The sequence below is a fragment of the Pseudomonas sp. WS 5146 genome (genome assembly GCF_012985495.1).
In the GTDB taxonomy this organism is placed as follows: Bacteria; Pseudomonadota; Gammaproteobacteria; order Pseudomonadales; family Pseudomonadaceae; genus Aquipseudomonas; species Aquipseudomonas edaphica.
The window spans coordinates 648,564-673,428 of record NZ_JAAQWL010000002.1; the positions used below are offsets into that span (position 1 = coordinate 648,564).

Sequence of the window (24,865 nt, forward strand, 5' to 3'; positions counted from 1 at the left end):
AAGCCAGCTCCCACCTTTTGATTTGTGAATACATTCAAAGGTGGGAGCTGGCTTGCCTGCGATAGGGCCATCAACCACGCCGCCTATCTCAATGTTGCTCACTCTCATACCGATCCAAGGTATCACTGGCAATTTCGCGCCCCAACGCGATCAACTCCGGCGCCTTGTAGAACTCGAAAAACCGGCACACCCGCTTCGGCACGTTGATCAGCACGTCCGGCGGGTAACCGGCAATCTTGTACTGCGCCAACGAGGTCTGCATCACTTCGAAGCTCTGGTTGATCAGGTCCAGCAGTGACGCCGGCCCGACGTTATCGATAATGAACGAGCCGGTTGCGGACTTCGGCGCACCTTGTTTTTCCGGGGCGGCCGCAGGTTGTTGGGCTTCGGGTTCGGCCGACTCCAGCCACGGGTTGATTTCGGCGGCCTGGGACTGCAAGGCTTCCTGTTCCAGCTTCATCAGTTGCTCGGCCTGTTTGCGCCGAAACGGCAGGTGCGAACCCAGTGATTTGGCCAAGCTGTTGAAGCGGCTCTTGAACGCCGGCGGGCGCTGGATCACTGGCAGGTGGTAGTGCTTCTGGTTGGTGGCGTTGAGGTTGACTGCGATGATCAAGTCGCAATGGCTCGACACCACCGGCACGATCGGCAGCGGGTTGAGCAGGCCGCCGTCCACCAGCATGCGGTTGCCTTGCATCACCGGCGTGAACAGGCTGGGAATCGCCGCCGAAGCGCGCATGGCCTGGTGCAGGCAGCCTTCCTGGAACCAGATTTCCTGTTGGTTGGTCAGGTCGGTGGCCACGGCGGTGTAGGGAATCCGCAGTTCTTCGATATTGATCTCGCCGACAATCTTGCGGATTTGCCCGAAGACTTTTTCGCCACGAATCGCCCCCAGTCGAAAGCTCACGTCCACCAGGCGCAGCACGTCCAGGTAGTCGAGGCTCTCGATCCAGTTGCGGTATTCGTCGAGCTTGCCGGCGGCGTAGATCCCGCCGACCACGGCGCCCATGGAGCAGCCGGCGATACAGGCGATGTCGTAGCCGCGCCGTTCGATTTCCTCGATCACGCCGATGTGGGCGTAACCGCGGGCGCCGCCGGAACCGAGCACCAAGGCAACACGTTTTTTCATGAGCTGATCCTTCGCAAAACAGTGGCCCACAATGCGCTTACCGGCCGAGGGCATCAAAATATTTTTCCAGAATAGCCATTACGCTCGGGTATGCTCTGGCGGTAGGCATTTCTGAGCAAGCACTTCTGAAAGCACTTTTGAATGGACACTTCTGATTTCAGGCGGCCCCCAAGGCACTTTTCCTTGGAGGCAACGTCTACAGCCTACGACTGTTTTTCTATATTTGAGGTGTCATTGATGAAAGCCTGGATGTGTGTGCCTGTGATCGTGTTGGCCCTGGCCGGTTGTGCCGGCAAAACCGCATACCGCGACAGCTGTGGCACGCAATTGGATGCGGCCTGGCACGAGTTGGATTTGGCCAAGGCCGAAGGCTTTGCCGGCACCGTGAGCTACTCTAAGGCTTTGTCGCTGTTAACCGGCGCCAAGACCCAGCAGCAATTCGAAGCGTTTGAAGGCTGTTCCAATAAGGCCGAGAAAGCGCGCTTCTACATTCGTGAGTCCCGCGCCGGGCGTTGATCGGTAAGCGGGGACTAGGGTTTCATCGTTAAGGGGGAAGGGATGTCAGCGCTGGTTGATCAGTTAGTCGCTCAGGTCATTGGCCTGGAAGTAGGGTTACTGAGCTGCCAGGCTCGCCTCGCCGCCGTTACCGACGATGAAGCCTTGCATGACCTGCGCACCACCGTGCGGCGCCTGCGCAGTTTATTGCGCCCCTTGCGTGGGCTACCGGGTGTCGAGCAGCTGGAATTGGCCGCCAGCACGGTCGGCCAATTGACCACGCCGCTGCGTGACCGTGAGGTACTGGCGGCGTATTTGCAGCAGCACGGCCATCACGCGGCGGCCGACCGGCGCCTGCGTTTGCAGGCCGATGCTTACCGCCAGGTGGCGCAAAGCCCGGAACTCGCGCATTTGCTGCTGATCCTGGATGCCTTCCCGCGTTTTATCCGCGCCTCCCAACACCAGAGACTGCTCAAAGGCCTGCGCCCGCGCATCGAGAAGCGTCTGGCCAAGCAGTCGCAGAAACTCGATGACGCCCTCAAAGACCCGGATCATGACCGCCACCGTCTGCGCCTGCTGATCAAGCGCGTGCGCTACGCGGGCGAAGCCTACCCCGAACTGGACAAACTGCCGGCCAAGGCGATGCAACGCCTCAAGCAAGCGCAAGGCGCCCTCGGCGATTGGCACGATTGCTGGCAATGGCTGGCCCAGGCTGAACATCAACCCGACCTGCAGCCGTGTGTTGCGGTTTGGCAGCGCACCATGGCCAAGGCTGAAGGCCAGGCGGATCGGGTGCTGGACAAGCTCAGCGCGGATTGTTTCTAAACCGGTCCGGCTTTTGGCCGGAATAGGCGCTGTGCCTGCTCAACCTGCTGGTTAAGATCCCGACATCGGTTTTCTGGATGTGAGGTTGCCATGCGCTTTTGTGATTTGCTCGATGCCGCCCGTAACAACCCGCTCGAAGTGAGCATCCCTGCCGAGTGGGCGCAGGGCCGCGCAACCTTTGGTGGCCTGGTGGCTGCCTTGCAATACGAAGCCTTGCGCGCCCAAGTGCCGGCGGATCGGCCTTTGCGCTCGCTGGCCATCACCTTTGTCGGCCCGGTAGCGCCGGATGTGCCCGCCAGTTATCAAGTCGAAGTGCTGCGCGAAGGCAAGGCGGTCAGCCAGTTGCTCGGCCGCGTGGTGCAGAACGGCGAAGTGGCGACCTTGGTACAAGCCAGCTTTGGCGCGGCCCGTGAGTCGGTAATTGATGTGTCGAGCGAAGCGCCGCCGGTGTTCAAACACTGGGATGAGTGCCAGGAACTGCCCTATATCAAGGGCGTTACCCCCGAATTCATGCGTCATTTGGCGATGCGCTGGAGTGTCGGCGGCCTGCCGTTTACCGGTAATAAATCCCGCGACATGGGCGGTTGGGTGCGTTTGCGTGGGGACGTGAAGGAAGAGCCGCTGACCGAGTCGCATATTCTTGCTCTGGTCGACGCCTGGCCACCGGCCTTGCTGCCGCACCTGACCAAGCCCGCGCCGGGCAGCACCTTGACCTGGACCATCGAGTTCATCCAGCCGCTGCAAAGCCTGACCACCCTTGACTGGTGCCAGTACTACGTCAACATCGAGCACGCCCGCGACGGCTACGGCCATGCCGCTGCCGCGCTGTGGAGCCCGAGCGGCGAGTTGATCGCCATCAGCCGCCAGACCGTGGTGGTCTTCGCCTGAGCCTCAGAAGTGCTGGCTGCCCTGGGCTTCCAGCGTGCGGCCGTGGCGTTGCAGCGCCACGCCCGCCAACACGCCGACGACGCCGATGGCAAAACTGGCCAGGCTGAAGCTGAATACGCCAGACACCATCAACAGAAAGCCAATGATCAGCAAAGGCACGGCAATCAGTTGCAGGCCCAGGTTGGTGGGGTGCTGGTGAGCCTGTGGCTGAGTGCGCCATTGCCAGGCGGGGAAGTTGGGGTGACGTTTGCCCATGATGATCAATCCTCTGTCCGTTGAAACAACATGGACAAAGTTTAGGTCGCAGGCACCTGGGACGGCGAATCAAGGCTCGCTATGGAGGCCATAGCCAGCCTTGTTTGGCTTATAGCTTCAATTGCCCGATCGCCTTGCTCAACTCCCCGGCCAAGGTCGCCAGCTGATTGCTGGTGGTGGCCGACTCCACCGTCTGCTGCACGGTGTTCTCGGTCACATCGCGAATGCTCACCACCGCGCGGTTCATCTCTTCGGCCACATGGCTCTGCTGTTCGGCGGCCACGGCAATCTGGGTGTTGCTTTCGCGCATCTGGGCCACAGCACTGGTGATTTCGGCCAGTGCGGCACCGGCATCCTGGGCTTGTTGCACACAGTCGTCGGCCTTGAACGAGCTTTCCTGCATGAAGTCCACCGCGTCGCGGGTGCCGGCTTGCAGCGCCGACACCATGCGGGTGATTTCATCGGTGGAGCTTTGCACGCGCTTGGCCAGGTTGCGTACTTCGTCGGCGACCACGGCAAAACCACGGCCCATTTCGCCGGCGCGGGCGGCTTCGATGGCGGCGTTGAGGGCGAGCAGGTTGGTCTGTTCGGCAATGCTGTGGATCACGCCGACCACACCGTTGATTTTCTGACTGTCTTCGGCGAGTTTCTGGATCATTTCAGCCGTCTGCTGCACGCCGGTGGACAGGCCGGCGATAGAGCGCTGTACCCGGGTGACCACTTCCTGGCCGCTGCCGGCGAGGGTGTCGGCGGTCTGGGACAGGTCGCGGGTAGCGCCGGCATGTTGAGCGATATGGTAGACGGTGGCGGTCATCTCATTGATGGCGGTAGCCGCCTGGTCGGTTTCGCTTTGCTGGCCGAGCATGCCGTGCTGTACCTCGTTCATGCTGCTGGCCAGGCGCGCGGCGCCGTCATCGAGTTGCTGGGCGGTGCGCGCCACGGTACTGACCACGCGCTGATAGCCGGCCTGCATGGCGTTGAAGGCGCTGGCCATCTGGCCCACCTCGTCCGTGCAGGCCAGGGGCACGCGGGCCGACAGGTCGCCGGTCTTCTCCACGTGCAGCATTACGTCCTTGAGGGTGTTGAGTTGGCTGAGCAGGAAGCGGATCAACAACTGCGAGGCACCGAGCATCGCCAGCATGAGGATCAACACGGCCACGGCGTAGTTGGCGAAGCGTTCGCTGAAGACCTGGCTGAGGCTGCGGCCATAGGCCAACACGGCGATCTGTTGGCCATCGGCCCGTGTGACGACGTCGGCACCGATCAGTGGGTTTTCCCCGAGCAAGGGCATGTGATTGAGTTCGACCCAACCGCTGGCGGTGCTCAAGGCGGACAGATCCTGATCAGCCAACGATGGGATTTGGCCGCGGGCAAAGGTCAGCCAATGTTCATCTTTGGGTAATGGGGTGTTGGCCGGCCAGGCACCGAGTAATCGCGCCTGGGCCTGTGCCGAGGCCCGAGATGCATCGCTGCGGGCCTGTTGCTCGAGCTGCACGGCGTAGAGCACCAGCAGTAAGGTGGTGATGAAAGCGACCGCATTCACGGCCCAGAATTTGTACTTCAGCGAGATATTGCTAAGCCAGGCACCCATGGAAGGTTTTCTCTGATAGCGGAAACAGCATTGGCAAGGTGCCATTATTGTGCCGCTACTCAGGAAAGCGTTTTTGACATGGGTCAATGCGCCGCATCATGTGTGAGCTGGCTTGCCTGCGATGGCATCAACTCGGTACACCTGACATACCAAGGTGCCTGCATCGCAGGCAAGCCAGCTCCCACATTTAATCGGGTATGGCTTCTGAGCTCACGTCGAACCCTGCGTTGCCACCGAGGGCAGCCCAAAAAACGCACGGGAGCAGGCGGTGCTGTGCTCGGCCAGGTCTTCCGGCGTTTCATTGCGATGCAGTGCCACTTCACGCAGCACTTCGGGCAAATAAGCCGGTTCATTGCGGCCATTTTTCGGTTTCGGCCGCAGGGTGCGCGGTAGCAAGTACGGCGCATCGCTTTCCAGCATCAGGCGGCCACGGGGAATTTCTTTGACCAGCGGATGCAGGTGTGTGCCACGGCGCTCGTCGCAGATCCAGCCGGTGATGCCGATATGCAAGTCGAGGTCCAGGTAGCTGAACAGCGCCTGTTGCTCGCCGGTAAAGCAATGCACCACGGCGGCGCTGAGGTGGTCGCGGTAATCCTTGAGGATCTCCAGCAGGCGCTGGTTGGCGTCACGTTCGTGCAGAAACACCGGCAGTTTCAGCTCAACCGCCAGTGCCAGGTGCTCTTCAAGGACTTTTTCCTGCTGCGGACGCGGGGAAAAGTCGCGGTTGAAGTCCAGCCCGCATTCGCCCACCGCACGCACGCGGCTTTCGTTGAGCAACCCGCGCAAACGTTGGGCGCTGTCGCCGTTCCAGTCACTGGCCGAGTGCGGGTGGATGCCGGCGGTGCTGAACAGGCGTTGGCCGCTGTCATCGAGGTTTACGCACAGTTCCAGGGCTTGCTCGCTGCCTTCGACGCTGGTACCGGTGAGCACCAATTGTTGCACGCCGGCGGCGTAGGCACGGTCGAGAACGGCCTGGTGCCTCTCGTCGAAACTGGGGTTGGTCAGGTTGACGCCGATATCAATGAGTTGCATGGTGCTAGCTCCGCCTGCGGCCGGAAAGCATATCAGAGCTGTAGATTTATAAGAAAAACTAAGAACTACAACGCGTTATAGCTGTCTTTGAACGTCGCAAGTGACATTGTGGCTGGCCCGCCGCCTGCCCCGACGCCACCGTTGCGTGCCTTGCCAGCGCTTGAAGCGCTCTGTTTCTGACCTCCAGCTTCTCGTCTTTCACGAGATGGCTGGCCAGTATTCTTTCCGGAGAGCGGATGATCCGACCCTCGGCGTTGCTTATGTTGTGCCTGACGTTACTGCTGCCCATGGCGGCGGTCGCACGTCTGGACGGGCCGCTGGAAGTGACCAAGCCCGGCAAGGTTCGTGATTTGGCGCAGATCCGTTCCAGCCGCACCCTGCGTGTGCTGGTCAACCAGAGCCGTAACAGTTCCGGTGAGGTCCAGGGCCAGGCCATCGGGGTCGAATACCATCGTCTGCGAGCCTTCGAGCAATACCTGAACGGCCATGCCCGGGATGGAGAAGCAATCAACCTCAAGATTATTCCCAAGGCCAAGGACCAATTGCTCGGCGCGTTGGCCCGTGGCGAAGGCGACTTGGTGGCGCCGGGTGAATTACTCGATGTGAAGGCCGCGCACAAAATCAGCACCAGCGACCCGATTGCCAGTGGTGTGCCGCTATGGCTGGTGGGCGTGAAGGGTGAGCGGCGGTTTACCAAGCTGGAGCAATTGTCCGGGCGCACTCTGGCGTTGACCACCGGCAGTGCGGCGGCGGACGCGATCAATCAGGTCAACCAGCAACTGGCGCTGCACAAGCGCCCGCCGGTAAAGGTGGAGTGGGTTGACCCGACGCTGGCCGTGGAGGATGTGTTGGAGATGGTCCAGGCCGGGATCTTCCACCTCACCATCGTTGAAAAACCGATTGCCGAACGCTGGTCGAAAATCCTGCCCAAGTTACGCTTTGATCGGCAAGTGGTGATCAGCGAGCCGGGCGACGAATACTGGTTTGTGCGCCAGGATGCCTCGATGCTGCGGGCCAGTATCGATCGCTTCCTCAAGACTTACCACACGCCGTCCGACCAGGACGTGGCGTTCCAGCGGATCTATCGACGTCTCTACCAAGTGCGCAACCCGCTGGCCCGCGCCGACCGCCAGCGCCTGGAGAAACTGCGTCCGGTGCTGCAAAAGCACGCCCGTGAGCAGGGCATGGACTGGCTGAACCTGGCCGCGCTGGCGTTCAAGGAATCCGCACTCGACCCTGGCGCGCGCAACAGCGGCGGGCCGACCGGGCTGATGCAGATCACGCCATCGGCGGCGCAGCGGGTGGGGGTGAACAATATCGAGAGCCTGGACAGCAATGTGCAGGCCGGTGCGCGCTACCTGGCGATGATCCGCCGCAAGTTCTTCGCCAGCCCCAAACTCAACGAGCGCGAGCGCATGGCCTTTGTGCTGGCGGCTTATAACATGGGGCCGGAGCGGGTCCAGGGTATGCGTGCAGAAGCTCGCCGGCGGGGCTTGAACCCCAATCAGTGGTTCTTCCAGGTCGAACGTATTGCCATGGAACAGGTGGGAATGGGCGGCGTCAGCTATGTTAATAGCGTGAACAAGTATTACTTGGCGTTTGATCGGGAGCGTGAATCCCTGGAGCCGTCGGCGCCGAAAATTGCCTCACGAAAATAATCGGTTTTATCGATAAGTATTAGGCGATTTTTGCGCTTTTATCATTGTCTGATCCGATTAATATAGCGGCCAACCAACCCCTACTTTGAAAAGGATTCTCTCCATGAGCCCACTGATCACTCGCATTCTGTCCACTCGCGCCGGTTACGGCCTGACCATCCTGCGAATTTTTGTCGGCATCGTTTTCGCCGCTCACGGTTCGCAAAAGCTCTTTGGCTGGTTTGGCGGCGGCGGCTTGGCCGGTACTGCGCAATACATGGAAAGCCTCGGCCTGACCCCAGGCACGCTGATGGCGGTGTTGTCCGGCGGTACTGAGTTCTTCGCCGGCCTGGCCTTGATCATCGGCTTGCTGGCGCGTCCAGCGGCTTTGGGCCTGACCTTCCTGTCGCTGGTGGCAATCTTCTCGGTGCATATCCATAACGGCTTGTTCATGGCCAACAACGGTTATGAGTTCGCCTTGGCCTTGCTCGGTGGTGCGTTGGCGGTACTGTTCGAAGGTGCTGGCAAACTTTCGGTCGACCGCGCCATCGCCCACTGATGACCCGCGTTACCTGCTGAAAAAGCCCGCCATGAGCGGGCTTTTTCATTGCTCGGGATTCTTGACATCGCCCCACCGGCTTCTCTAGGATGCTGCTCATGCGCCGATTTAAACAGCTAATTGCGGGGCGCCACTGGGACTCAATGCAGCCCGACAGAAGCATGCACTCATCAAGAGTCAGGTTTCGAAATACCGCTAAAGCGCTGGTTCGGTGTTGCCTCTCACCTGCCCGCAGACTTTTGAGGCAGAGACACGACACGATGAATGCACCACGCCCCCTCATACGCCTGGCTCCGATCACCGCGGACCTGACTCAACGCAACCCCAAAATCCTCTTGGGTGGCAAGCATCAGCCGACCTTGCTGCGTTACCTCGACGGATGGCCGCGCCGCACCGGGCGCCCTTCAGCGTTTCTGATCCAGTTTGTGGAAGATGGCGACTCCCTGGCGCGTTTTGCCAGCAACAGCTTTGATCTTGCCGTTATCCAGGCACCCAGCGCGGGCGATGCCGAGGAGGTGATCCGCCAACTGACGCGCATCGCCCGGCAAGGGCTGATTGCGCGTCGTTGACGGCTGATCAGTGAACGACAGCCGCCGATCGACGACGCCGGTGGTAGAGGAACACTGCACAGGCGATCAGGCATAACGGCAGCGGTACTGCGCCAATCATCAGCAGCTTGAGGTTGCGTTCTGTTCGATGCACCGATGCATACGCCTGGACCTTGAGTGCCTGCAACTCCATGGGCAGCCGCAGGCGTTCCTTGTTGAGCGCCTGCAACTGGATATTGGTGTCCACTGCACGGGTGCCGAAGCCAATACTCGGTGGGTTCAGGCGTTGCCATTCTTGCTCGGTTTGCTCCAGCCGTTTTTGCAGTTCCCCGGCCTTTTGTGCATAAGCCTGTGCGGCCGCCTCGCGCAGTTGCTCCAGTGCGTGGGTGGACTGGCTGCTTGCACGGGGTTGAATGCTTGCGAGCACGTCGGGAGCCGCAAGGTTATCCAAGGTGTTCAAGACAAACATCACGTTGTTGTTGGGCGCAGAGTTGATCACAGCGTCCATCAGTAAATCGGTGTCCGCGACCACCACCACCTCGATCTGTGCGGCCTTTTGCAAGCCTGCAGGCTGCCCGTCAATGCCGTCTGGAAAGGCCGAGTAGGCGGGGCCTTCGAGGCGCGCCGCGATCACGTGGGGTTGCGTGGCAGCCGGTATCCTTTCAGCCAGTAAGTCGTCTGCAGACGTTGCTGCAAAGCGGCCTGCGTCCAGCAGGGTGGAGCGCCTGGAGCTTTGTAACAGAGGCGTGAGTGTGGTGCGGCTTTTCCTCACGCGCGACAGCGCACCGCTGCTTGATACGATGACTGTATCCAATTTCCAGGCACTCACATCGTTGGCCGCCATTGCTTGCCGTGGCAGGTTCAGCTTGGCCGGGTGCAGTACTGCTGGCGCACCTGAACCAAATGCGTGATCGACCAGCAGTTTGTCCGCCGGCATCTGTATGCCCCAAGCCGCCAGTAGCCCGTCCAGCCTTGTGTCGACGGGTTTGGCGTCTGTCTCGGCCTCGCTCACCGGGTCAATAAAGAGCATCAGTTTGCCGCCCCTCAATACAAACTGGTCAATTGCATACAGGGTTTGTTCCGGCAGGGCGCGCGGGTGCACAACCATCAGGGTTTTGATCGATTCGGGCACTGTCGGAGTGCTTGATGCCAGGCCTGTCAGATCAAAATGCTGATGCATCTGTGCCAGCAACTGTTCACCGGACGCGTTCAATGCCAACCCCGTCAATACGCCGACGGTGGGGGGCTCGGGGTGCATCAGTTGGTGGATCAGATGGCTGATTTCGTACTCAAGCAAGGGCTCGTCATCCAGGCGCAGTACATTGATACGTTGCGCGGGCTGGCCTGGGCGGGTGCCGATGAGGCCAAGAAAGCCTTGCTTGTCATCCAATCCGAACAGGCCGGCCTTGTAGGCATCCTCTGAATAAGGAGTAGGATCTATAACATGTAGGTTAATCATGGTTGCTGACGCTTTTTCGAACTCTTTGAGTAAATCTTCCACTCGTTCGCCGAAGCGGTTTATTGCCTGGCTTCTTCTTGGGTCATTACTTGAGTTGAAGTAATACAAATCCAGTGGGTGTTCCAGAGAGGCAAGCAGTTGTCGCGCAGGGGGCGATAACGTGTGGATTTTCTGCTGTGAGAAGTCCCAGCGGATATTCGGTAGTTTGCCGACCCACGCGAGATTGAATGCAAGGAAAAGCAGCAATATGACCACCAGTGTCATACCCGTACTCAGAGTAGAACGCATCGTTTGCTTTCCTTCTCAACTGGTTTTGTAGTTGAGCGTGACGGTGGATGCCGAGAGAAAGGCAAGGATCATGCTGATGTAGTACAAGCCGTCATGCAGCGTTAGTTTGCCGTTGTCGATAGCCCCGAAACGTGAAATCGGGTTAATCGAGACCAGGCTGTCTACGACCCAGATCGGCGCCTGATGCTCAAGTGCGTCGAGAACCGATGAAAGTCCGCTGGCGGCCAGTAACATCACCACCGTTATCAGGAAGACAGCCAAACGTTGGTGGGTCAGGGTAGACGTAAAGCATCCGACAGAAAGATAAGCACCGGCCAGCAACCAACTGGCTAGAAACTGTGAAGCGATAACACGGTTGTCGGCGGTGCCGAGGTAGTTGGCGAGGATTACCAGTGGGAAAGTAAGCAGCAATGCGATTGCGCACACGACCCACGCAGCCAGAAACTTTCCGATGACCCGCTCTGCGCTGGTGATAGGCAGGGTTTTCATCATGTCGCGCATGCCGGCGTGGTGTTCGTCCGACCATAATTGTGTCGACAACATGGGAATCAGCAGCAGGTAGAGCCAAGGGTGCAATTGGAAAAACACCTGCAGGTCGCCGCTTTCCTGTTCCAGCCATTTGCTTGTGTACAACCCCAAGGTGGCGCACAACACTAGAAACGCGGCAATACCGAGGTACGTGCTGGGTGTACAGGCATAACTGGCCAGTTGGCGCTTGAAAATGACAGGCAGCAGTTTCAAAGAGTGACCTCGTGGCTCAGATGCTGAACGACTTCGTTCAGGCGACCTGGCTCCAGATTCAGTGACGTTATGTTCCAGCCGCGGCTGGCGATAAGTGCGTTGATATGGGGGTAGATGGCGTGCCCGGGCATCGCCAGAACCGTTACGGTGCCGGGCGCATGCCGGTCCTCTTCTATACCTGCCACGCCGGGTAATACGGCAAGGGCGAGTAAATCCAGGGGTGTTTCTGCGGCCAGCGTGACAGCTCGGTAATGCCGGGAGTTGCGCTGCAAATCGGGCAGCGGGGTGTCTGCCACAAGGTGCCCTGCTGCGATAACCAAGGCGCGCGTGCAAAGGCTCGACAGGTTGTCGCAATGCCGGGAGGCGATCAGGACCGTCATGTCTTCGGTCAGCGACTGGATCAGGGTCTTGAACTTGAGCAGTTGATCCGTTGCCAGCCCCTCAATCGGTTCATCGAGCAGCAGCAGGCCGGGGGTGTGCAGGATCGCCTGGGCGATAGCGACTCTGCGCTTCAAACCGACGGAAAGCGTATCGATCGGTGCATCGAGTACACGTGATAATTCCAGGCGCATGGCTGCTCGATCAACCCGGCTGCGTTTTTCAGCACCGCTGAAGCCGCGTACGGCGGCAATGAAATTGAGCACGCCTTTGACCGACATCGTTTGATGGCTAAGGCCGTCCTGGAGTTGATAGCCGAGGGCTCTTCGCGCTTGCAGAGGATGAGCCTGGGTATCAAAGCCTTCGACAGTGACATGCCCGGCCGAGGGGCTGGCCAAACCGGAGATAACATTCAGCAGTGTGGTTTTGCCTGCGCCACTCTCCCCGAACAAGCCGATACATTCCTGGCGTTGAGCGCTGAACGAGAGATTAGTGATGACGTTTCTTTTACCCAAACGCTTTGTCAGGCTGCTTATCTCGAGCATCTTTTTACCGAATAAGTTTTGCGAGGCGTAAGAACTTGTACCGTCATGCACGGTAAGCGCCGAGAAAGATACGTTTAATCATTGGACTTGGGAACAAGGGGACATACTTCTCAGATAATTCCTACGCCGAATCGGATAACTTGCTGAAACAATTGCGTTGTTCCGAGGTTAGTTAATGGCCGGGTATTTATCTGGCGCTTATATAAGGTTTACTCTTTCGCAATAAGGCCTGAATATCATGATGCTTCTTCGCACGCTTGTTCTTGAACGCAGCGGTCAGGACACGCCGGTCAACGGTGCACTGCTTTGTGGGTTTGCCGTTGCACAGACCGATTCCAATTTTTTGGTCTATAGCCTGGATGAAGAGACCGAACCTGGTAACTCCAGGGTCTACATCGCGGCGCTACGCAAGAAACTCGACCGGTACTTCCTCGGCGGGGTCGAGTCCAAGGAAGACCTGCAAGTTGCCATGCAAGTGTTCAAGCAAATCCTGATTGTGGCCGCCGCTTCCGGGACTAAGAACGGCACCGTTATCGAATCCTCGGTGCCTTTTCATTTCATTGATTTGAAAGGCTGCAAGTTACCGCCCGCCAGGCCTGAGGACCATCACTCGATGATCATCAAGAAGGCATTGGTCATGAAGGTCATTACCCTGGGCATGTCCGCACCCGTACTGCCGGCCATCGAAAGTGCTTCGTTGATCGTGCCTTCGATTCGCTTCTCGTCGCAGATGATTTCGCCGCCCAGGGCCACGAACCCAGCCAGGCCCGTCGAGCCGCCCGTTTCAGAGCCGGCCCAGGCTCAACCATTGGAGGCTCCCGCCGCGATAGCCCCTGCGCCAGAACCTGAACCTGAACCAGAACCCGTGCCAGTGCCAGTGCCAGTGCCCGTCGAGCTCAGCGCGCCACCTGTTCAGGTCGAGCAAGCAGCGCCTGCACCGCGCCCACCTGTGCCGAAGATGGAACATGCCTCGTTGGTTGAGGTAGACAGCACGTTGTCCAGCCTGGCAAAGGTCGCCCAAGAGCTGTCGCAACAGCAACTTGCGGTGAACGAGCGCGAGGAAATGCTAACGCAGTGGCAGGCACGACTCGAGCAGGAACAGAGTGAGCTGGACGAAAGGAGCCAGGAGTTGCAGCAACAAGCAACGCAGTTGCAGGCGCGAAACCTTGAGGTTGGCCAAAAGGCTGAGAAGTTGACGCTGGCGCTGTCGCAGGTGGCGGGAATACGCCAGCGCCTGCAGAGTGTACTCCTGGAGCTTGATCAAACCCTGGACGGCCAGGCTTGAAGCTGATGTGTTCTACGGTCTGGCTACTTTTCAGGGTTCATTTATCATCAACCCCAGCCGGCCGGCGCCAGGGCATGACGCCTTGGCGTATCGGCACCATTGGACACTGTCTGGGGATGCACGCGTTTGAGTACCAAGCTGATAACCAAAGAAGGTCATGAGGCGCTGAAAAAAGAGCTGGATTACCTGTGGCGTGAAAAGCGTCCAGATACCACCCGCAAGGTGACTTGGGCGGCGTCCCTCGGTGATCGCAGCGAGAACGCGGACTATCAATACAACAAGAAACTGCTGCGTGAGATTGATCGGCGTGTGCGTTACCTGCGCAAGCGCCTGGAAGACATGCGGGTGGTGGAGTACATGCCCGAGCAGGAGGGCAAAGTGTTTTTCGGCGCCTGGGTCGATATCGAAAATGAGCAGGGCGAGACCAAGCGGTTTCGGATCGTCGGCTATGACGAAATTTATGAGCGCATGGATTACATCTCCATCGACTCCCCGATGGCCCGGGCGTTGCTGCGCAAGGAAGTCGACGATGAAGCCATGGTGCAGACGCCAACCGGCGAGGTGTGCTGGTGGATTACGGGTATCGAGTATGTGAAGTAAACGCTGGCCGGCACGCCGTCGGGCGTGCTGGCCAGCGCTGGTTTTCAACCTTCGCGTAACACCGTCAATGGGCTGGCATTCAACGCGCGACGCGTACCGAATACACCAGCGCCGCCGATCAGCACGGCACCGATCACTGGCAGCAATAGCAACCACGCGTGCGGATGCCACGCCAGGTCAAAGGCGTAACGGTACAGCACCCAGGTCACCAGCTCGGTGCCCAGGGCTGCCAGCAAGCCGCTTACCGCACCCAGCAAGCCGAACTCGATCCGTCGCGCCTTGACCAGCAACTTGCGCTCGGCCCCCAGCGCACGCAACAGCGCGCCTTGGCGAATTCGCTCATCCAGAGTGGCCTGCAGGCCCGAAAACAGCACGGCCATGCCCGCCGCCAGCACAAACAGCAACACGTACTCCACCGCCAGGGTCACTTGGGCGAGGATGCTGCGCAGCTGCTCCAGCAAGGCTTCGACCTGCAGGATAGTGACGGCCGGGAAGGCCCGGGACAGGTCGACGATCTGTTGGTCATGCCCCGGCGCCAGATAGAAGCTGGTCAGGTAAGTAGCGGGCAGGTCCTTCAAGGTGCCCGGCTGGAAAATCATGAAAAAGTTGGGCTGGAAGTTGTCCCAGTTGATGGTTCGCAGGCTCGTCACCCGTGCTTCGCGGTTCTCGCCACCGACGGTGAACACCAGGTGATCATCGAGCTTCAGCTTCAGGCTTTCAGCGACCTTGGCTTCTACCGACACCCCTGGGATGCCATCGCCCGGTTGCTGTGACCACCAAGCGCCTGCGGTGAGGACATTGCCCGGTGGCAGGTCGGCTGCCCAGGTCAGGCTCAGGTCGCGCTGCACAGCGCGGTCACCGCTGGAGTCTTTGCTGACAATCTCCTGCACTGGCGCGCCATTAATGCTGATCAAGCGGCCCGGCACCACCGGGTACAGCGGCGCCGCTTGTGCTTGCAACTCCAGCAGGCGGGCGCCAAAGGCGTCTTTGTCGGCCGGCAGGATGTTCAGGGCGAAATAGTTGGGGGCGTCCTTGGGTAGCTGGTTTTGCCAGGTGTCGAGCAATTCGCCGCGCAGCAGGGCGATCAAGCCCATGGACAACAGGATCAAGCCAAATGCCAGGGACTGGCCGGCTGCGGCCAAGGGATGGCGCAGCAACTGGCCCAAACCCAGGCGCCAGGGCAGCGAGGCGCGAGCCAGTAGCCGGCGCAGGCTTTGCAGTAACAACAACAGCAGGCCGCCAAGGATCAGCGCGGCCATCACGCCACCGCCGAGCAATGCGAAGGTCAGCACCAGATCGAGGCTCAGGCGCCACATGATCAGGCCGAGGGCGAACAGCGCAGCGCCATACACCATCCAGGTGCTGGAAGGGATCGGCAGCATGTCACGTCGCAATACCCGCAGTGGCGGCACCCGGCCCAACGCTGCCAGGGGCGGCAATGCGAAGCCGGCGAGGGCGACCAGCCCGGTGCCGATGCCGGCCACTGCTGGCAGCAGCCCGCCGGGCGGCACGTCGGCCGGCAGCAAGTCATGCAGGAAATAGAACAGGCCAAATTGCGCCAACCAGCCGAGCACGGCGCCGGTGAGGCTGGCCAACAGGCCCAGTACGCTCAGTTGCAGGCTGAACAGCAGCATTGTTTCGCGGCGTGACAAACCCAGGCAACGCAGCAGCGCGCTGGCGTCGAAACGGCGGCTGGCGAAGCGGTTGGCCGACAGCGCCACGGCCACGCCGGCCAGCAGCACTGCCACCAGGCTGGCCATGTTCAGGTAACGCTCGGCCTTGCCCAGGGCTCCGCCGATCTGCTGGTTGCCGTCACGCGAATCCTGCAAGCGCTGGTTGGCGGCAAGGCCCGGCTTGACCAGGTCGCGATAGGTTTGCAGTGCCGTGCTGCCCTGGGGCGCACGCCACAGTTCGCGGTAGCTCACGCGGCTGCCGGGTTGCACCACGCCGGTGGCATCGAGGTCGGCGAGGTTGATCATTACCCGTGGCGTGAGGCTGTAGAAGTTACCGGCGCGGTCGGGCTCGTAGGTCAGTATGTGCGTCAGCCGCAGGGTTTTCATGCCCACGTCGATGCTGTCGCCGACTTTGAGGTCCAGCGCCGTCAGCAGCCGTGCTTCCACCCAGGCTTCGCCGGGTTTTGGGCCGCCTCCTGCAGTTTCTGCGCCGAACGGCTGCGTGGCGCTTTTGAGTTCGCCGCGCAACGGGTACTGCTCGTTGACCGCCTTGATGCTGGAGAGCTGGATGCCATTATCGGTCGCGATAACGCTGGAGAACTCAACAATGCGCGCGTGATCCAGGCCCAGTTCGGTGCCTGACCTGATTTGCTCGAAGCGGGCCGGCGAGCTGCCTTCGAGCACCAGGTCGGCACCGAGGAATTCGGTGGCACGCAACAGCATGGCGCCGTTCAGGCGTGCACCGAAGTAGCCAATGGCGGTGCTGGCCGTGACCGCCACCAGCAGGGCGAAAAACAACACGCGCAACTCACCGGCGCGGGCGTCGCGCAGTAATTGGCGCATGGCAAGGCTGAACAGGCGCAACAGCGGCAAACGTGCCATCAAGGCTCCAGGGGCGCGACCATCAGGCCGGCTTCAAGGCGGATCAGGCGCCGGCAACGGTGGGCCAGGCGCTCGTCGTGGGTGACCAGCACCAGGGTCGTGCCGCTTTCTTTGTTGAGTTCGAACAGCAGGTCGCTGATGCGCTCGCCGGTGTGGCTGTCGAGGTTGCCGGTGGGTTCATCGGCAAACAGCACATCCGGTTCGGCGGCGAAGGCCCTGGCGATAGCGACGCGCTGCTGCTCGCCACCGGAAAGCTGGCGCGGCGAGTGGGTCAGGCGTTGGCCCAGGCCCACACGCTCCAGCAGGTGGGTGGCGCGCTCGCGGGCGTCCTTGCGGCCGTCCAGCTCCAGCGGCAGCATGACGTTTTCCAGCGCATTGAGGCTGTCGAGCAGTTGGAATGACTGGAAGACAAAACCCACGTGCTCGGCGCGTATGCGTGCGCGCTGGTCTTCGTCGAGGGTGCTCAAGGCTTGCCCGGCCAGCGTGACTTCACCGCTGCTGGGCAGATCGAGGCCGGCCAGCAGGCCGAGGAGGGTGGATTTGCCGGAACCGGAGCTGCCGACGATAGCCAGGCTATCGCCCTTGTTCAGTTCCAGGCTCAGTTCGTGCAGGATAGTCAGTTCACCTTCCGCGCTGGGAACCACTTTGCTAAGGTTTCGCGCGGTGAGAATGCTTGCGCCCATGGAGAATCCGATGCGAATGTGGTTTTTGAGTGCTGGCCTGGCCTTGATGTGCATGGCCCAGAACGCAGCGGCGGGTACAGTCCTGATCGTTGGCGATAGTATCAGTGCCGGTTTCGGGCTGGATACCAGCAAAGGGTGGGTAGCGTTGCTGGGACAACGGCTCAAGAGCGAAGGTTTCGACGATAAAGTGGTCAACGCCTCCATCAGCGGCGACACCAGTGCCGGAGGCCTGGCGCGGCTGCCGGCGGCGCTTGCAGAGCATAAACCGGATGTGGTGATTCTCGAGTTGGGCGGCAATGATGGCCTGCGTGGGCAGCCGCCAGCGCAATTGAAACAAAATCTTGCGTCGATGATTGACCAGTCCAAGGCCAAGGGCGCCAAGGTGCTGCTGCTGGGGATGCAGTTGCCCCCAAATTATGGCCCTAAATACACCACGGCATTTGCCGAGGTCTACGGTACCTTGGCCAAGGAAAAAAGCATCCCGCTGGTGCCGTTTTTCCTTGAGGGCGTGGGCGGCCATCCCGAGTTGATGCAGGCCGATCAGCTTCACCCGGCAGTCGGCGCACAGGGCAAGTTGCTGGAAAATGTCTGGCCGACGCTAAAACCGCTGCTATGACGCTTTTCTACCGGCAGGCTTTCGGCTAAGGTGGCGCCCCCCCGATCTGGAGCCCCCGATGTCGCGCCCTGCCTGGTCCCTGTTCAACTACCAACTGATCGAGCCTGACGAGCAGCTGGATCTGTTCGCCTGCCAGGAAGTCCGGGTGCATCTGGTTGCGCGTCAATTGGAGCTGGGTGGCTCGATCGACCGCACGCTGTGCGGCACTTTGTTGCCGGCGCAACCACGCTGGTCATCGGTGGACCGAGCGATTTTTCAGGACCAGCGCCTGTGCCCGCTGTGCCGGGCAATTCTCGAATCGCAAAAGCGTGGCACGCCGCTGATCTGGCCAGAGCTGCGCTTCGAGTAGCAGCGGGGCAGGTTGATGCCTGGATCGCGCTTCACGTATACAATCAGTGTTTTCCTACCCGTCGTTCTGCGAAGGATTTTCCGGATGTTGTCGCGCCTTTCCGTCGTTACCTGCTGCCTGTCTCTTGCTGCCTTGTGTGCAGCCGGTTCGGCGTCAGCCTTGCAGTTGCCCTTGCCCCCGCCGGGTGAAGACATCGTCGGTCAGGTCCAGGTGATCAAGGCCAAGTACGAAGACACCTTTGCCGACCTGGGCACCACCTATGACCTGGGCTATTCGGAAATGGTCGCGGCCAACCCCGGTGTGGATGCCTGGTTGCCCGGCGCGGGCACCGAGATTGTGCTGCCCACGCGGTTTATTCTGCCGCCCGGCCCGCGCGAAGGCATCGTGATCAACCTGGCGGAATACCGGCTCTATTACTATCCCAAGGGCCAGAACGTGGTGTACACCTTCCCGTTGGGCATTGGCCGTGAGGGCTGGGGTTCGCCGGTCGCGCACACCACCATCACCGGCAAAATCCCCAACCCGACCTGGACCCCGCCCGCCTCGATCAAGGCCGAGCACGCCGCCAATGGCGACCCGCTGCCCAATGTGGTGCCGGCCGGGCCGGATAACCCACTGGGGCCGTTCAAGTTCACCTTGGGTACGCCGGGTTACCTGATCCATGGTTCGAACATGAAATTTGGTATCGGAACGCGTACAAGCCACGGTTGCTTCCGCATGTTCAACAACAACGTGCTGGAGATGGCCGACATGGTGCCGGTCGGCACCTCGGTGCGCATCATCAACGATGCGTACAAGTTCGGCAGCAGTGGCGGCAAGGTCTACCTTGAAGCGCATACGCCGCTGAACGACGATGGCACGCCTTCGGTGGTCGACAAGCACACCGCGGTCATCAATGCCCTGCTCAAGCGCGAAGACCTGGCCAACAATTTGCGCGTCAATTGGGATCAGGTGCGTGATGTGGTGGCCGCCGAAGATGGCCTGCCCACCGAGATTGGGGTACCGGGTGCCAACACGCCGGTGGTGTCCAGCACGCCTATCGATCTGCAGCAATAAGCCTGTTCGATCAAAAGCCCGCCAAGGCCTTGCGCTATGGCGGGCTTTTTATTGCGCTGGATTCAGGGCTGAATTGCAGGCAATAAAAAAGCCGATCCAAGAATGGATCGGCTTGATAACAACCCCGAGGGATTATTACTTGCGGCTTGCTTTTTCAAGCATGCGCAGAGCGCGCTCGTTAGCTTCGTCAGCAGTCTGTTGTGCTTTTTGAGCAGCAGCCAGAGCTTCATCAGCTTTACGGTAGGCTTCGTCTGCACGAGCCTGGGAGCGAGCTGCTGCGTCTTCAGTTGCAGTCAGACGAGCTTCGGTTTCTTTGGAGACGCTGCTGCAACCGGTAGCCAGAACTGCGGCCAGAGCCAGAGCAGAGAATTTCAGAACGTTGTTCATCGTGTTCCCCTTCAAGGACTTTCTATTAAATGGCTACTTTCTCAGGGTGAGCTGATAGCCGGCGTACATACTACTCATTACTTGTAGTAAGTAAACTGACGTAGCGCAAGAAGCAAAAAAAATTCTTGTGCCGTATCTATTTTGGCTAATCTTTTGGAGGTTTGTATAAAAACTGCTCAAAAATTTTCATTTCGTCGGGAACTGGATCCAAGCTGAGAGGTCCGGCCAGCCTGTGTCAGGCTGGGTAAGCAGGTGTAAATTTATATATCTACGATGACACTTTTTTTCAGTTGGCCTTTGCCTGGCCCGGCATCTTTTGCGCATGTAGGCGCATCTAGAGGTGACTTTAAGAGCGGCAGTTCGTCTCAAGCTTCAACTGCCGGCAATGTTCAGGCTATCGATCATCGATTGATCGAAGCCCTTTCTGCAACCGCCAGCGGCAAGGGATGACGAGTGCGCCTTGAGCTATTGCAGCATTGGTGCCTACTATTCTCTACGTGCTGGTTGTGAGCGCTATAGGTTTTCTCGTTGTCGAAACCGGCACGGGGTGGCGTAGATGTTCCTTCGCCGGAAAAACATCGGTAAGGTAGGGGTCGAAATCCAAGACCCGCGAGGAGTAGTGATGAGCGAGGCGTTGTCCATCCACCATGACCAGGCTGGTCATCAGTTCGAGACCAATGTGGACGGTCATCGTGCCTATCTGACCTATATGGACCTGGGCAAACAGACCCTGGACATCTATCGCACCTTCGTGCCCAACGCATTGCGCGGGCGCGGCATTGCTGCTGCGTTGACCGAGGAAGCGTTGAAGTTCGCCGAAGAGGCCGGGTACACCGTGATCCCTTCGTGCTCTTACGTAGAGCGCTACATGGAGCGCCATCAGCGCCATGCCGCGAAGCTCTGAATATTGAGTGAGGCGGGACGCGGAGCGTCCATGGCTGCATTCCCACGCAGAGCGTGGGAACGATCAATCAGATGCCGCACACAAAAACGCCGGGCTAAGCCCGGCGTTTTTGTGTGCGCAGTGTAAGGTCAGGTGCGTTTGCGCTTGGGCAACACGTCCTTGAGCTTGGCATGCATGCTGCGCAGGGTGGTCTCGGTGGCTGACCAGTCGATGCAGGCATCGGTGATCGACACGCCGTACTGCAAGTCGGCCAGGTCTTTTGGAATCGACTGGCAGCCCCAGTTCAAGTGGCTTTCGACCATCAAGCCGATAATCGACTGGTTGCCTTCAAGAATCTGGTTGGCGACGTTTTCCATCACCAGCGGTTGCAGGGCCGGGTCCTTGTTGGAGTTGGCGTGGCTGCAGTCGACCATGATGTTCGGCTTGATCCTGGCCTTGTTCAGCGCCTGTTCGCACAGCGCCACGCTGACCGAATCATAGTTGGGCTTGCCGTTGCCGCCGCGCAATACCACGTGGCCATAGGCGTTGCCCTTGGTGGTGACGATGGACACGCCACCTTCCTGGTTGATACCCAGGAAGCGGTGTGGGCTGGACACCGATTGCAGGGCGTTGATCGCAACCGTCAGGCCGCCATCGGTGCCATTCTTGAAACCCACGGCCGAGGACAGGCCGGACGCCATTTCGCGGTGGGTCTGGGACTCGGTGGTGCGTGCGCCGATGGCCGACCAGCTGATCAGGTCCTGCAGGTACTGCGGGGAGATCGGGTCCAGCGCTTCGGTCGCGGTCGGCAGGCCCATTTCGGCCAGGTCCAGCAGCAATTGGCGACCGATGTGCAAACCGTCCTGAATCTTGAACGAGTCGTCCAGGTACGGGTCGTTGATCAAACCTTTCCAGCCGACGGTGGTGCGTGGTTTCTCGAAATAGACGCGCATCACCAGATACAAGGTGTCGGACACTTCAGCCGCCAGCACTTTAAGGCGCTCGGCGTATTCGTGGGCAGCCTTGAGGTCGTGGATCGAGCACGGGCCGATCACTACAAAAAGGCGGTGGTCGGTGCCATCGAGAATGTCACGAATGACTTCGCGGCCCTTGGTCACGGTCTGCAGGGCAGCATCGCTCAAAGGGATTTCGCGCTTGAGCTGATCAGGGGTGATCAGGGTCTCGTTGGATTCGACGTTAAGGTCATTGATCGGTAAATCAGCCATCGTGTTACTCGCCAGGGTCACGGGTGCCGGCCGCCTGCTATCCCCGTGCGGCGGGCACAGCATGATTTGAATGCAGGGGGGAGGAACCTTAGCGCGTAACACGGGGCCGCGACAATGGGCAAAGCCGGCTTTAATCCAGCACCGGCGCCACAAAGGTGTCGTGGGCGAACTCACTGGCATGGCGTGAAACCCACTCACGGGCCATGGTCTCGAGCTGGGCAGGGGTTGGCTCGGCGTCTTCGTGCAGGCGGCAGTAGCGTTCGATCTGGCACACTTGCTCGCCCATGCGCGCACCGAACAAGGCATGTTCATCGGTAAAGGAAACGCCGATACGGTAGCCATTATCGACTTTGCGACACCAGGCTACATAGCCCGGATAACGGGCGCTGGCACCCAGTGACGGGATGCGTAGATCAACCGCCGTGCCCTGGCGCCAGGCACGCGGGCAATTGCAGGCGACGCCGCCCAGGCCGATAGTGTGCAGGCGTTGGCGGGGAATAGCGGGGGCGGGACGTTGGATTAACTCGACAGCGACATCATCAGGGTGAGGTAAAAAACGACCCATGTACACGGACTCCGAGCACCGTCCAATTGACGGCAGTGGCAGCAGTATAGTGAAGGAACTGGAATTGACCGACCTGGATATTGACCAGCAATTGCTGGGATTGCCAGGTATTTCGCTGCTGGTGTTTACCAGCGTGGGCTGTTCCAGTTGCCGTTGGGCACGCCAGCAACTGCCCGGCTGGACGTTGCCGGTCGAGCGCGTGTGCTGGGTGGATGCCGGGCACAACGGCGGGGCGGTTGAGCGCTACCAGATCTTTCATTTGCCCACGTTGTTCCTCGTGTGCGAGGGTCAATTCCTTGGGCAGTTACAGGCGCGTCTTACCCGGCCCGACCTTGCGGACGCGATTAATCAAGCACTTACCCGTACTCCAGAGGATCTGCCATGACAGCACAGTCGCCCCGCATCGGCATTATCGGCACCGGCGCCATCGGTGGTTTTTACGGCCTGATGCTGGCGCGTGCCGGGTTCGATGTGCACTTTCTGTTGCGCAGTGAATATGCGGCGGTCGCCGAGCATGGCCTGCACCTCAACAGTACTGTGCACGGCAAGTTGCACCTGCACCCTGTGCAGGCCTATGCCCAGGCTGCCGATATGCCGGCGTGCGACTGGCTGCTGGTCGGCACCAAATCCACCGGCAACGTGGAGCTGGCCCCAACCCTTGCCCAGGTCGCCGCACCGGGCGCCAAGGTAGTGCTCCTGCAAAACGGCCTCGATGTTGAAGACAGCCTGCGCGAACACCTGCCATCGTCGCTGCACCTGTTGGGCGGCTTGTGTTACATCGGCGTGCATCGTTCCGGGCCGGGTGTCGTCGAGCATCAGGCGTTGGGCCGGGTGAATCTTGGCTATCACAGTGGCACGGCGGCCAACGATGAGGCGCAGCAGAAGGCCATTGTCGAGGAGGGCGCCGCGCTGTTTCACCAGGCCGGCATCGAGTCCCAGGCCATGGCCAACGTGCACCAGGCGCGGTGGCATAAATTGGTCTGGAATGTGCCGTTCAATGGCCTCTCGGTATTGCTGGGCACCGGCACCAGCGCGATGATGGCCGATGAGTCCAGCCGCGAACTGATCCAGGCCCTGATGACTGAAGTGGTGAAGGGCGCCCACGCCTGTGGCCATGAAATTCCCGGCAGTTACGTCGAGCAAATGCTCACCATGACCGACACCATGGCTGACTACCTGCCCAGCATGTACCACGACCACGTGCACAAACGCCCGCTGGAACTGGCGGCGATCTACGCCCGGCCATTGGCCGCTGCCAAAGCGGCGGGCTGTGAATTGCCATGCATGCAGGCGCTCTACCAGGCCTTGAGTTTTATTGATCGGCGCAATCGCTGAATTGGGGAGAAACACTATGGCGAAAGGATTGGGCGACAAACTGGTGCTGGCGATTTCGTCGCGGGCACTGTTCGACCTGAGCGACAGCCACAAGATCTACCTGAACGAAGGGGTGGAGGCGTATCGCAAATACCAGATCGAACACGAGGAAGAAACCCTCGAACCCGGCGACGCCTTCCCGCTGGTCAAAAAGCTCCTTAGCCTTAACGCCAGCCTCGGGCGTGCCCGCGTCGAAGTGGTGCTGGTGTCACGCAACAGCGCCGACACCGGTTTGCGCGTGTTCAATTCGATCCAGCATTACGGCCTGGATATTTCCCGCGCCGCTTTCGTAGGAGGGCGTAGTCCATATCCTTATTTGGCCGCGTTTGGTTGCCATTTGTTTTTGTCGACCCATGCTGAAGATGTGCGCAGCGCCCTGGATGCTGGTTTCGCTGCGGCGACGATTCTGTCCGGCGGCGCGCGCCGGGCATCGAGTGAAGAACTGCGCATTGCATTCGACGGCGATGCGGTGCTGTTTTCCGATGAGTCGGAGCGCGTGTATCAGGTCGGTGGGATAGAGGCGTTTCATGCCAGCGAGCGCGAGTCGGCACGCGAGCCTTTGCACGGCGGTCCGTTCAAGGGCTTCCTGGCGGCGCTCAACCTGTTGCAGCGCGAGTTCGCGGACGACGCCTGCCCGATCCGCACCGCCCTGGTCACCGCGCGTTCGGCGCCGTCCCATGAGCGGGTGATTCGCACCTTGCGCGAATGGGACATCCGCCTGGATGAGTCACTGTTCCTTGGCGGCCTGGAGAAATCCGCGTTTTTGGAGGCGTTCGCCGCCGATGTGTTTTTCGATGACCAGGCCGGTCATTGTGAGAAAGCCAGGGAGGTGGTGACCACCGGGCATGTGCCCCATGGCATCAGCAATGAGTTGAAAATCCAGACCGAGAGCTAGCTGCTAAGCTCAATCAATCCCCGC

General features: G+C 59.9%; 26 protein-coding genes and 1 pseudogene. 15 read left to right on the forward strand and 12 right to left on the reverse strand.

What is annotated here, in order from left to right:
• Positions 1 to 88: 88 nt before the first annotated feature.
• A complete protein-coding gene (locus tag HBO41_RS07560; RefSeq protein WP_026013612.1) occupies positions 89 to 1,126 on the reverse strand; it encodes a patatin-like phospholipase family protein in 1,038 nt (345 codons plus the stop codon).
• A gap of 237 nt (positions 1,127 to 1,363) precedes the next feature.
• On the opposite strand from HBO41_RS07560, the gene HBO41_RS07565 reads away from it, so the two are divergent.
• The 3 genes from HBO41_RS07565 to HBO41_RS07575 all read left to right on the forward strand — a co-directional run bounded on the left by HBO41_RS07565 (position 1,364) and on the right by HBO41_RS07575 (position 3,334).
• Complete coding sequence (locus HBO41_RS07565) at positions 1,364 to 1,642, forward strand: hypothetical protein (RefSeq protein WP_010176194.1); 279 nt, start codon at positions 1,364 to 1,366, stop codon at positions 1,640 to 1,642.
• A gap of 42 nt (positions 1,643 to 1,684) precedes the next feature.
• Positions 1,685 to 2,446 (forward strand): CHAD domain-containing protein, encoded by a 762-nt coding sequence (locus tag HBO41_RS07570; RefSeq protein WP_017136127.1) that lies wholly within the window; start codon positions 1,685 to 1,687, stop codon positions 2,444 to 2,446.
• A 90-nt stretch (positions 2,447 to 2,536) separates the two neighbouring features.
• The gene (locus HBO41_RS07575) at positions 2,537 to 3,334 is read left to right on the forward strand and encodes an acyl-CoA thioesterase II (protein ID WP_169985685.1); all 798 of its coding nucleotides are present in this window, start codon (positions 2,537 to 2,539) and stop codon (positions 3,332 to 3,334) included.
• Positions 3,335 to 3,340: 6 nt separating this feature from the next.
• Here HBO41_RS07575 and HBO41_RS07580 read toward each other — a convergent pair.
• The 3 genes and pseudogenes from HBO41_RS07580 to HBO41_RS07590 form a co-directional block, all read right to left on the reverse strand.
• Positions 3,341 to 3,589 (reverse strand): annotated as a pseudogene (locus HBO41_RS07580) (terminase); the annotation flags it as partial.
• Positions 3,590 to 3,698: 109 nt separating this feature from the next.
• Complete coding sequence (locus HBO41_RS07585; protein WP_138449876.1) at positions 3,699 to 5,180, reverse strand: methyl-accepting chemotaxis protein; 1,482 nt, start codon at positions 5,178 to 5,180, stop codon at positions 3,699 to 3,701.
• A 210-nt stretch (positions 5,181 to 5,390) separates the two neighbouring features.
• Positions 5,391 to 6,212, reverse strand: coding sequence for a TatD family hydrolase (locus HBO41_RS07590; protein WP_099549080.1), 822 nt, complete (start codon positions 6,210 to 6,212; stop codon positions 5,391 to 5,393).
• Between the two features lie 236 nt (positions 6,213 to 6,448).
• On the opposite strand from HBO41_RS07590, the gene HBO41_RS07595 reads away from it, so the two are divergent.
• The 3 genes from HBO41_RS07595 to HBO41_RS07605 all read left to right on the forward strand — a co-directional run bounded on the left by HBO41_RS07595 (position 6,449) and on the right by HBO41_RS07605 (position 8,977).
• A complete protein-coding gene (locus tag HBO41_RS07595; RefSeq protein WP_017136131.1) occupies positions 6,449 to 7,870 on the forward strand; it encodes a transglycosylase SLT domain-containing protein in 1,422 nt (473 codons plus the stop codon).
• A 103-nt stretch (positions 7,871 to 7,973) separates the two neighbouring features.
• Entirely contained in the window at positions 7,974 to 8,408 is a 435-nt protein-coding gene (locus HBO41_RS07600; protein ID WP_017136132.1) for a DoxX family protein, read from the forward strand.
• A gap of 260 nt (positions 8,409 to 8,668) precedes the next feature.
• Complete coding sequence (locus HBO41_RS07605) at positions 8,669 to 8,977, forward strand: hypothetical protein (protein WP_003172695.1); 309 nt, start codon at positions 8,669 to 8,671, stop codon at positions 8,975 to 8,977.
• Between the two features lie 7 nt (positions 8,978 to 8,984).
• On the opposite strand, the gene HBO41_RS07610 is transcribed toward HBO41_RS07605, so the two are convergent.
• From HBO41_RS07610 to HBO41_RS07620, 3 genes are read right to left on the reverse strand one after another with little or no spacing between them, the layout of a single operon-like run.
• Positions 8,985 to 10,703 (reverse strand): Gldg family protein, encoded by a 1,719-nt coding sequence (locus HBO41_RS07610; protein WP_026013613.1) that lies wholly within the window; start codon positions 10,701 to 10,703, stop codon positions 8,985 to 8,987.
• Between the two features lie 15 nt (positions 10,704 to 10,718).
• The gene (locus HBO41_RS07615) at positions 10,719 to 11,444 is read right to left on the reverse strand and encodes an ABC-2 transporter permease (protein WP_017136134.1); all 726 of its coding nucleotides are present in this window, start codon (positions 11,442 to 11,444) and stop codon (positions 10,719 to 10,721) included.
• Positions 11,441 to 12,367 carry an ABC transporter ATP-binding protein gene (locus tag HBO41_RS07620; protein ID WP_099549078.1) on the reverse strand — a complete coding sequence of 309 codons (927 nt, stop codon included), beginning with the start codon at positions 12,365 to 12,367 and terminating at the stop codon, positions 11,441 to 11,443. Before HBO41_RS07620 ends, HBO41_RS07615 begins: the two co-directional genes overlap by 4 nt.
• Before the next feature lie 238 nt (positions 12,368 to 12,605).
• On the opposite strand from HBO41_RS07620, the gene HBO41_RS07625 reads away from it, so the two are divergent.
• Together HBO41_RS07625 and greB are read left to right on the forward strand one after the other, a co-directional pair.
• Positions 12,606 to 13,652 (forward strand): hypothetical protein, encoded by a 1,047-nt coding sequence (locus tag HBO41_RS07625; RefSeq protein ID WP_169985687.1) that lies wholly within the window; start codon positions 12,606 to 12,608, stop codon positions 13,650 to 13,652.
• 126 nt (positions 13,653 to 13,778) lie between these two features.
• Positions 13,779 to 14,252, forward strand: coding sequence for a transcription elongation factor GreB (greB, locus tag HBO41_RS07630; RefSeq protein ID WP_056857197.1), 474 nt, complete (start codon positions 13,779 to 13,781; stop codon positions 14,250 to 14,252).
• Between the two features lie 44 nt (positions 14,253 to 14,296).
• Here the strand turns inward: greB and HBO41_RS07635 are convergent, their stop codons facing one another.
• Both HBO41_RS07635 and HBO41_RS07640 read right to left on the reverse strand, forming a co-directional pair.
• Positions 14,297 to 16,807 (reverse strand): ABC transporter permease, encoded by a 2,511-nt coding sequence (locus HBO41_RS07635; protein ID WP_169985689.1) that lies wholly within the window; start codon positions 16,805 to 16,807, stop codon positions 14,297 to 14,299.
• Positions 16,807 to 17,490: an ABC transporter ATP-binding protein gene (locus HBO41_RS07640; protein WP_017136140.1), complete on the reverse strand. Its 684-nt coding sequence runs from the start codon at positions 17,488 to 17,490 to the stop codon at positions 16,807 to 16,809. Before HBO41_RS07640 ends, HBO41_RS07635 begins: the two co-directional genes overlap by 1 nt.
• A 10-nt stretch (positions 17,491 to 17,500) precedes the next feature.
• On the opposite strand from HBO41_RS07640, the gene HBO41_RS07645 reads away from it, so the two are divergent.
• The 3 genes from HBO41_RS07645 (at position 17,501) to HBO41_RS07655 (ending at position 19,511) form a co-directional block, all read left to right on the forward strand.
• Positions 17,501 to 18,106 (forward strand): arylesterase, encoded by a 606-nt coding sequence (locus HBO41_RS07645; protein WP_017136141.1) that lies wholly within the window; start codon positions 17,501 to 17,503, stop codon positions 18,104 to 18,106.
• Positions 18,107 to 18,164: 58 nt separating this feature from the next.
• Positions 18,165 to 18,455 carry a hypothetical protein gene (locus HBO41_RS07650; protein ID WP_017136142.1) on the forward strand — a complete coding sequence of 97 codons (291 nt, stop codon included), beginning with the start codon at positions 18,165 to 18,167 and terminating at the stop codon, positions 18,453 to 18,455.
• Between the two features lie 84 nt (positions 18,456 to 18,539).
• Positions 18,540 to 19,511 carry a L,D-transpeptidase family protein gene (locus tag HBO41_RS07655; RefSeq protein WP_017136143.1) on the forward strand — a complete coding sequence of 324 codons (972 nt, stop codon included), beginning with the start codon at positions 18,540 to 18,542 and terminating at the stop codon, positions 19,509 to 19,511.
• 135 nt (positions 19,512 to 19,646) lie between these two features.
• Here HBO41_RS07655 and oprI read toward each other — a convergent pair whose 3' ends face one another.
• A complete protein-coding gene (oprI, locus tag HBO41_RS07660) occupies positions 19,647 to 19,898 on the reverse strand; it encodes an outer membrane lipoprotei OprI (RefSeq protein WP_003172710.1) in 252 nt (83 codons plus the stop codon).
• Between the two features lie 622 nt (positions 19,899 to 20,520).
• Here oprI and HBO41_RS07665 point away from each other — a divergent pair.
• Positions 20,521 to 20,802, forward strand: a complete 282-nt coding sequence (locus HBO41_RS07665) for a GNAT family N-acetyltransferase (RefSeq protein WP_003189869.1) — start codon at positions 20,521 to 20,523, stop codon at positions 20,800 to 20,802.
• Between the two features lie 128 nt (positions 20,803 to 20,930).
• On the opposite strand, the gene HBO41_RS07670 is transcribed toward HBO41_RS07665, so the two are convergent.
• Both HBO41_RS07670 and HBO41_RS07675 read right to left on the reverse strand, forming a co-directional pair.
• A complete protein-coding gene (locus HBO41_RS07670; protein WP_017136144.1) occupies positions 20,931 to 22,007 on the reverse strand; it encodes a 3-deoxy-7-phosphoheptulonate synthase in 1,077 nt (358 codons plus the stop codon).
• A 130-nt stretch (positions 22,008 to 22,137) separates the two neighbouring features.
• Positions 22,138 to 22,572, reverse strand: a complete 435-nt coding sequence (locus HBO41_RS07675) for a PilZ domain-containing protein (RefSeq protein ID WP_099549075.1) — start codon at positions 22,570 to 22,572, stop codon at positions 22,138 to 22,140.
• On the opposite strand from HBO41_RS07675, the gene HBO41_RS07680 reads away from it, so the two are divergent.
• Genes HBO41_RS07680 through HBO41_RS07690 form a run of 3 tightly spaced genes read left to right on the forward strand, consistent with a single transcriptional unit; the run spans position 22,571 to position 24,841 of the window.
• Positions 22,571 to 22,957: a co-chaperone YbbN gene (locus HBO41_RS07680; protein ID WP_099549074.1), complete on the forward strand. Its 387-nt coding sequence runs from the start codon at positions 22,571 to 22,573 to the stop codon at positions 22,955 to 22,957. The genes HBO41_RS07675 and HBO41_RS07680 overlap by 2 nt on opposite strands.
• Positions 22,954 to 23,907 (forward strand): putative 2-dehydropantoate 2-reductase, encoded by a 954-nt coding sequence (locus HBO41_RS07685; RefSeq protein WP_017136147.1) that lies wholly within the window; start codon positions 22,954 to 22,956, stop codon positions 23,905 to 23,907. The genes HBO41_RS07680 and HBO41_RS07685 overlap by 4 nt, the downstream gene beginning before the upstream one ends.
• A 16-nt stretch (positions 23,908 to 23,923) precedes the next feature.
• A complete protein-coding gene (locus HBO41_RS07690) occupies positions 23,924 to 24,841 on the forward strand; it encodes a 5'-nucleotidase (RefSeq protein ID WP_017136148.1) in 918 nt (305 codons plus the stop codon).
• The last annotated feature ends 24 nt before the right edge of the window (positions 24,842 to 24,865 follow it).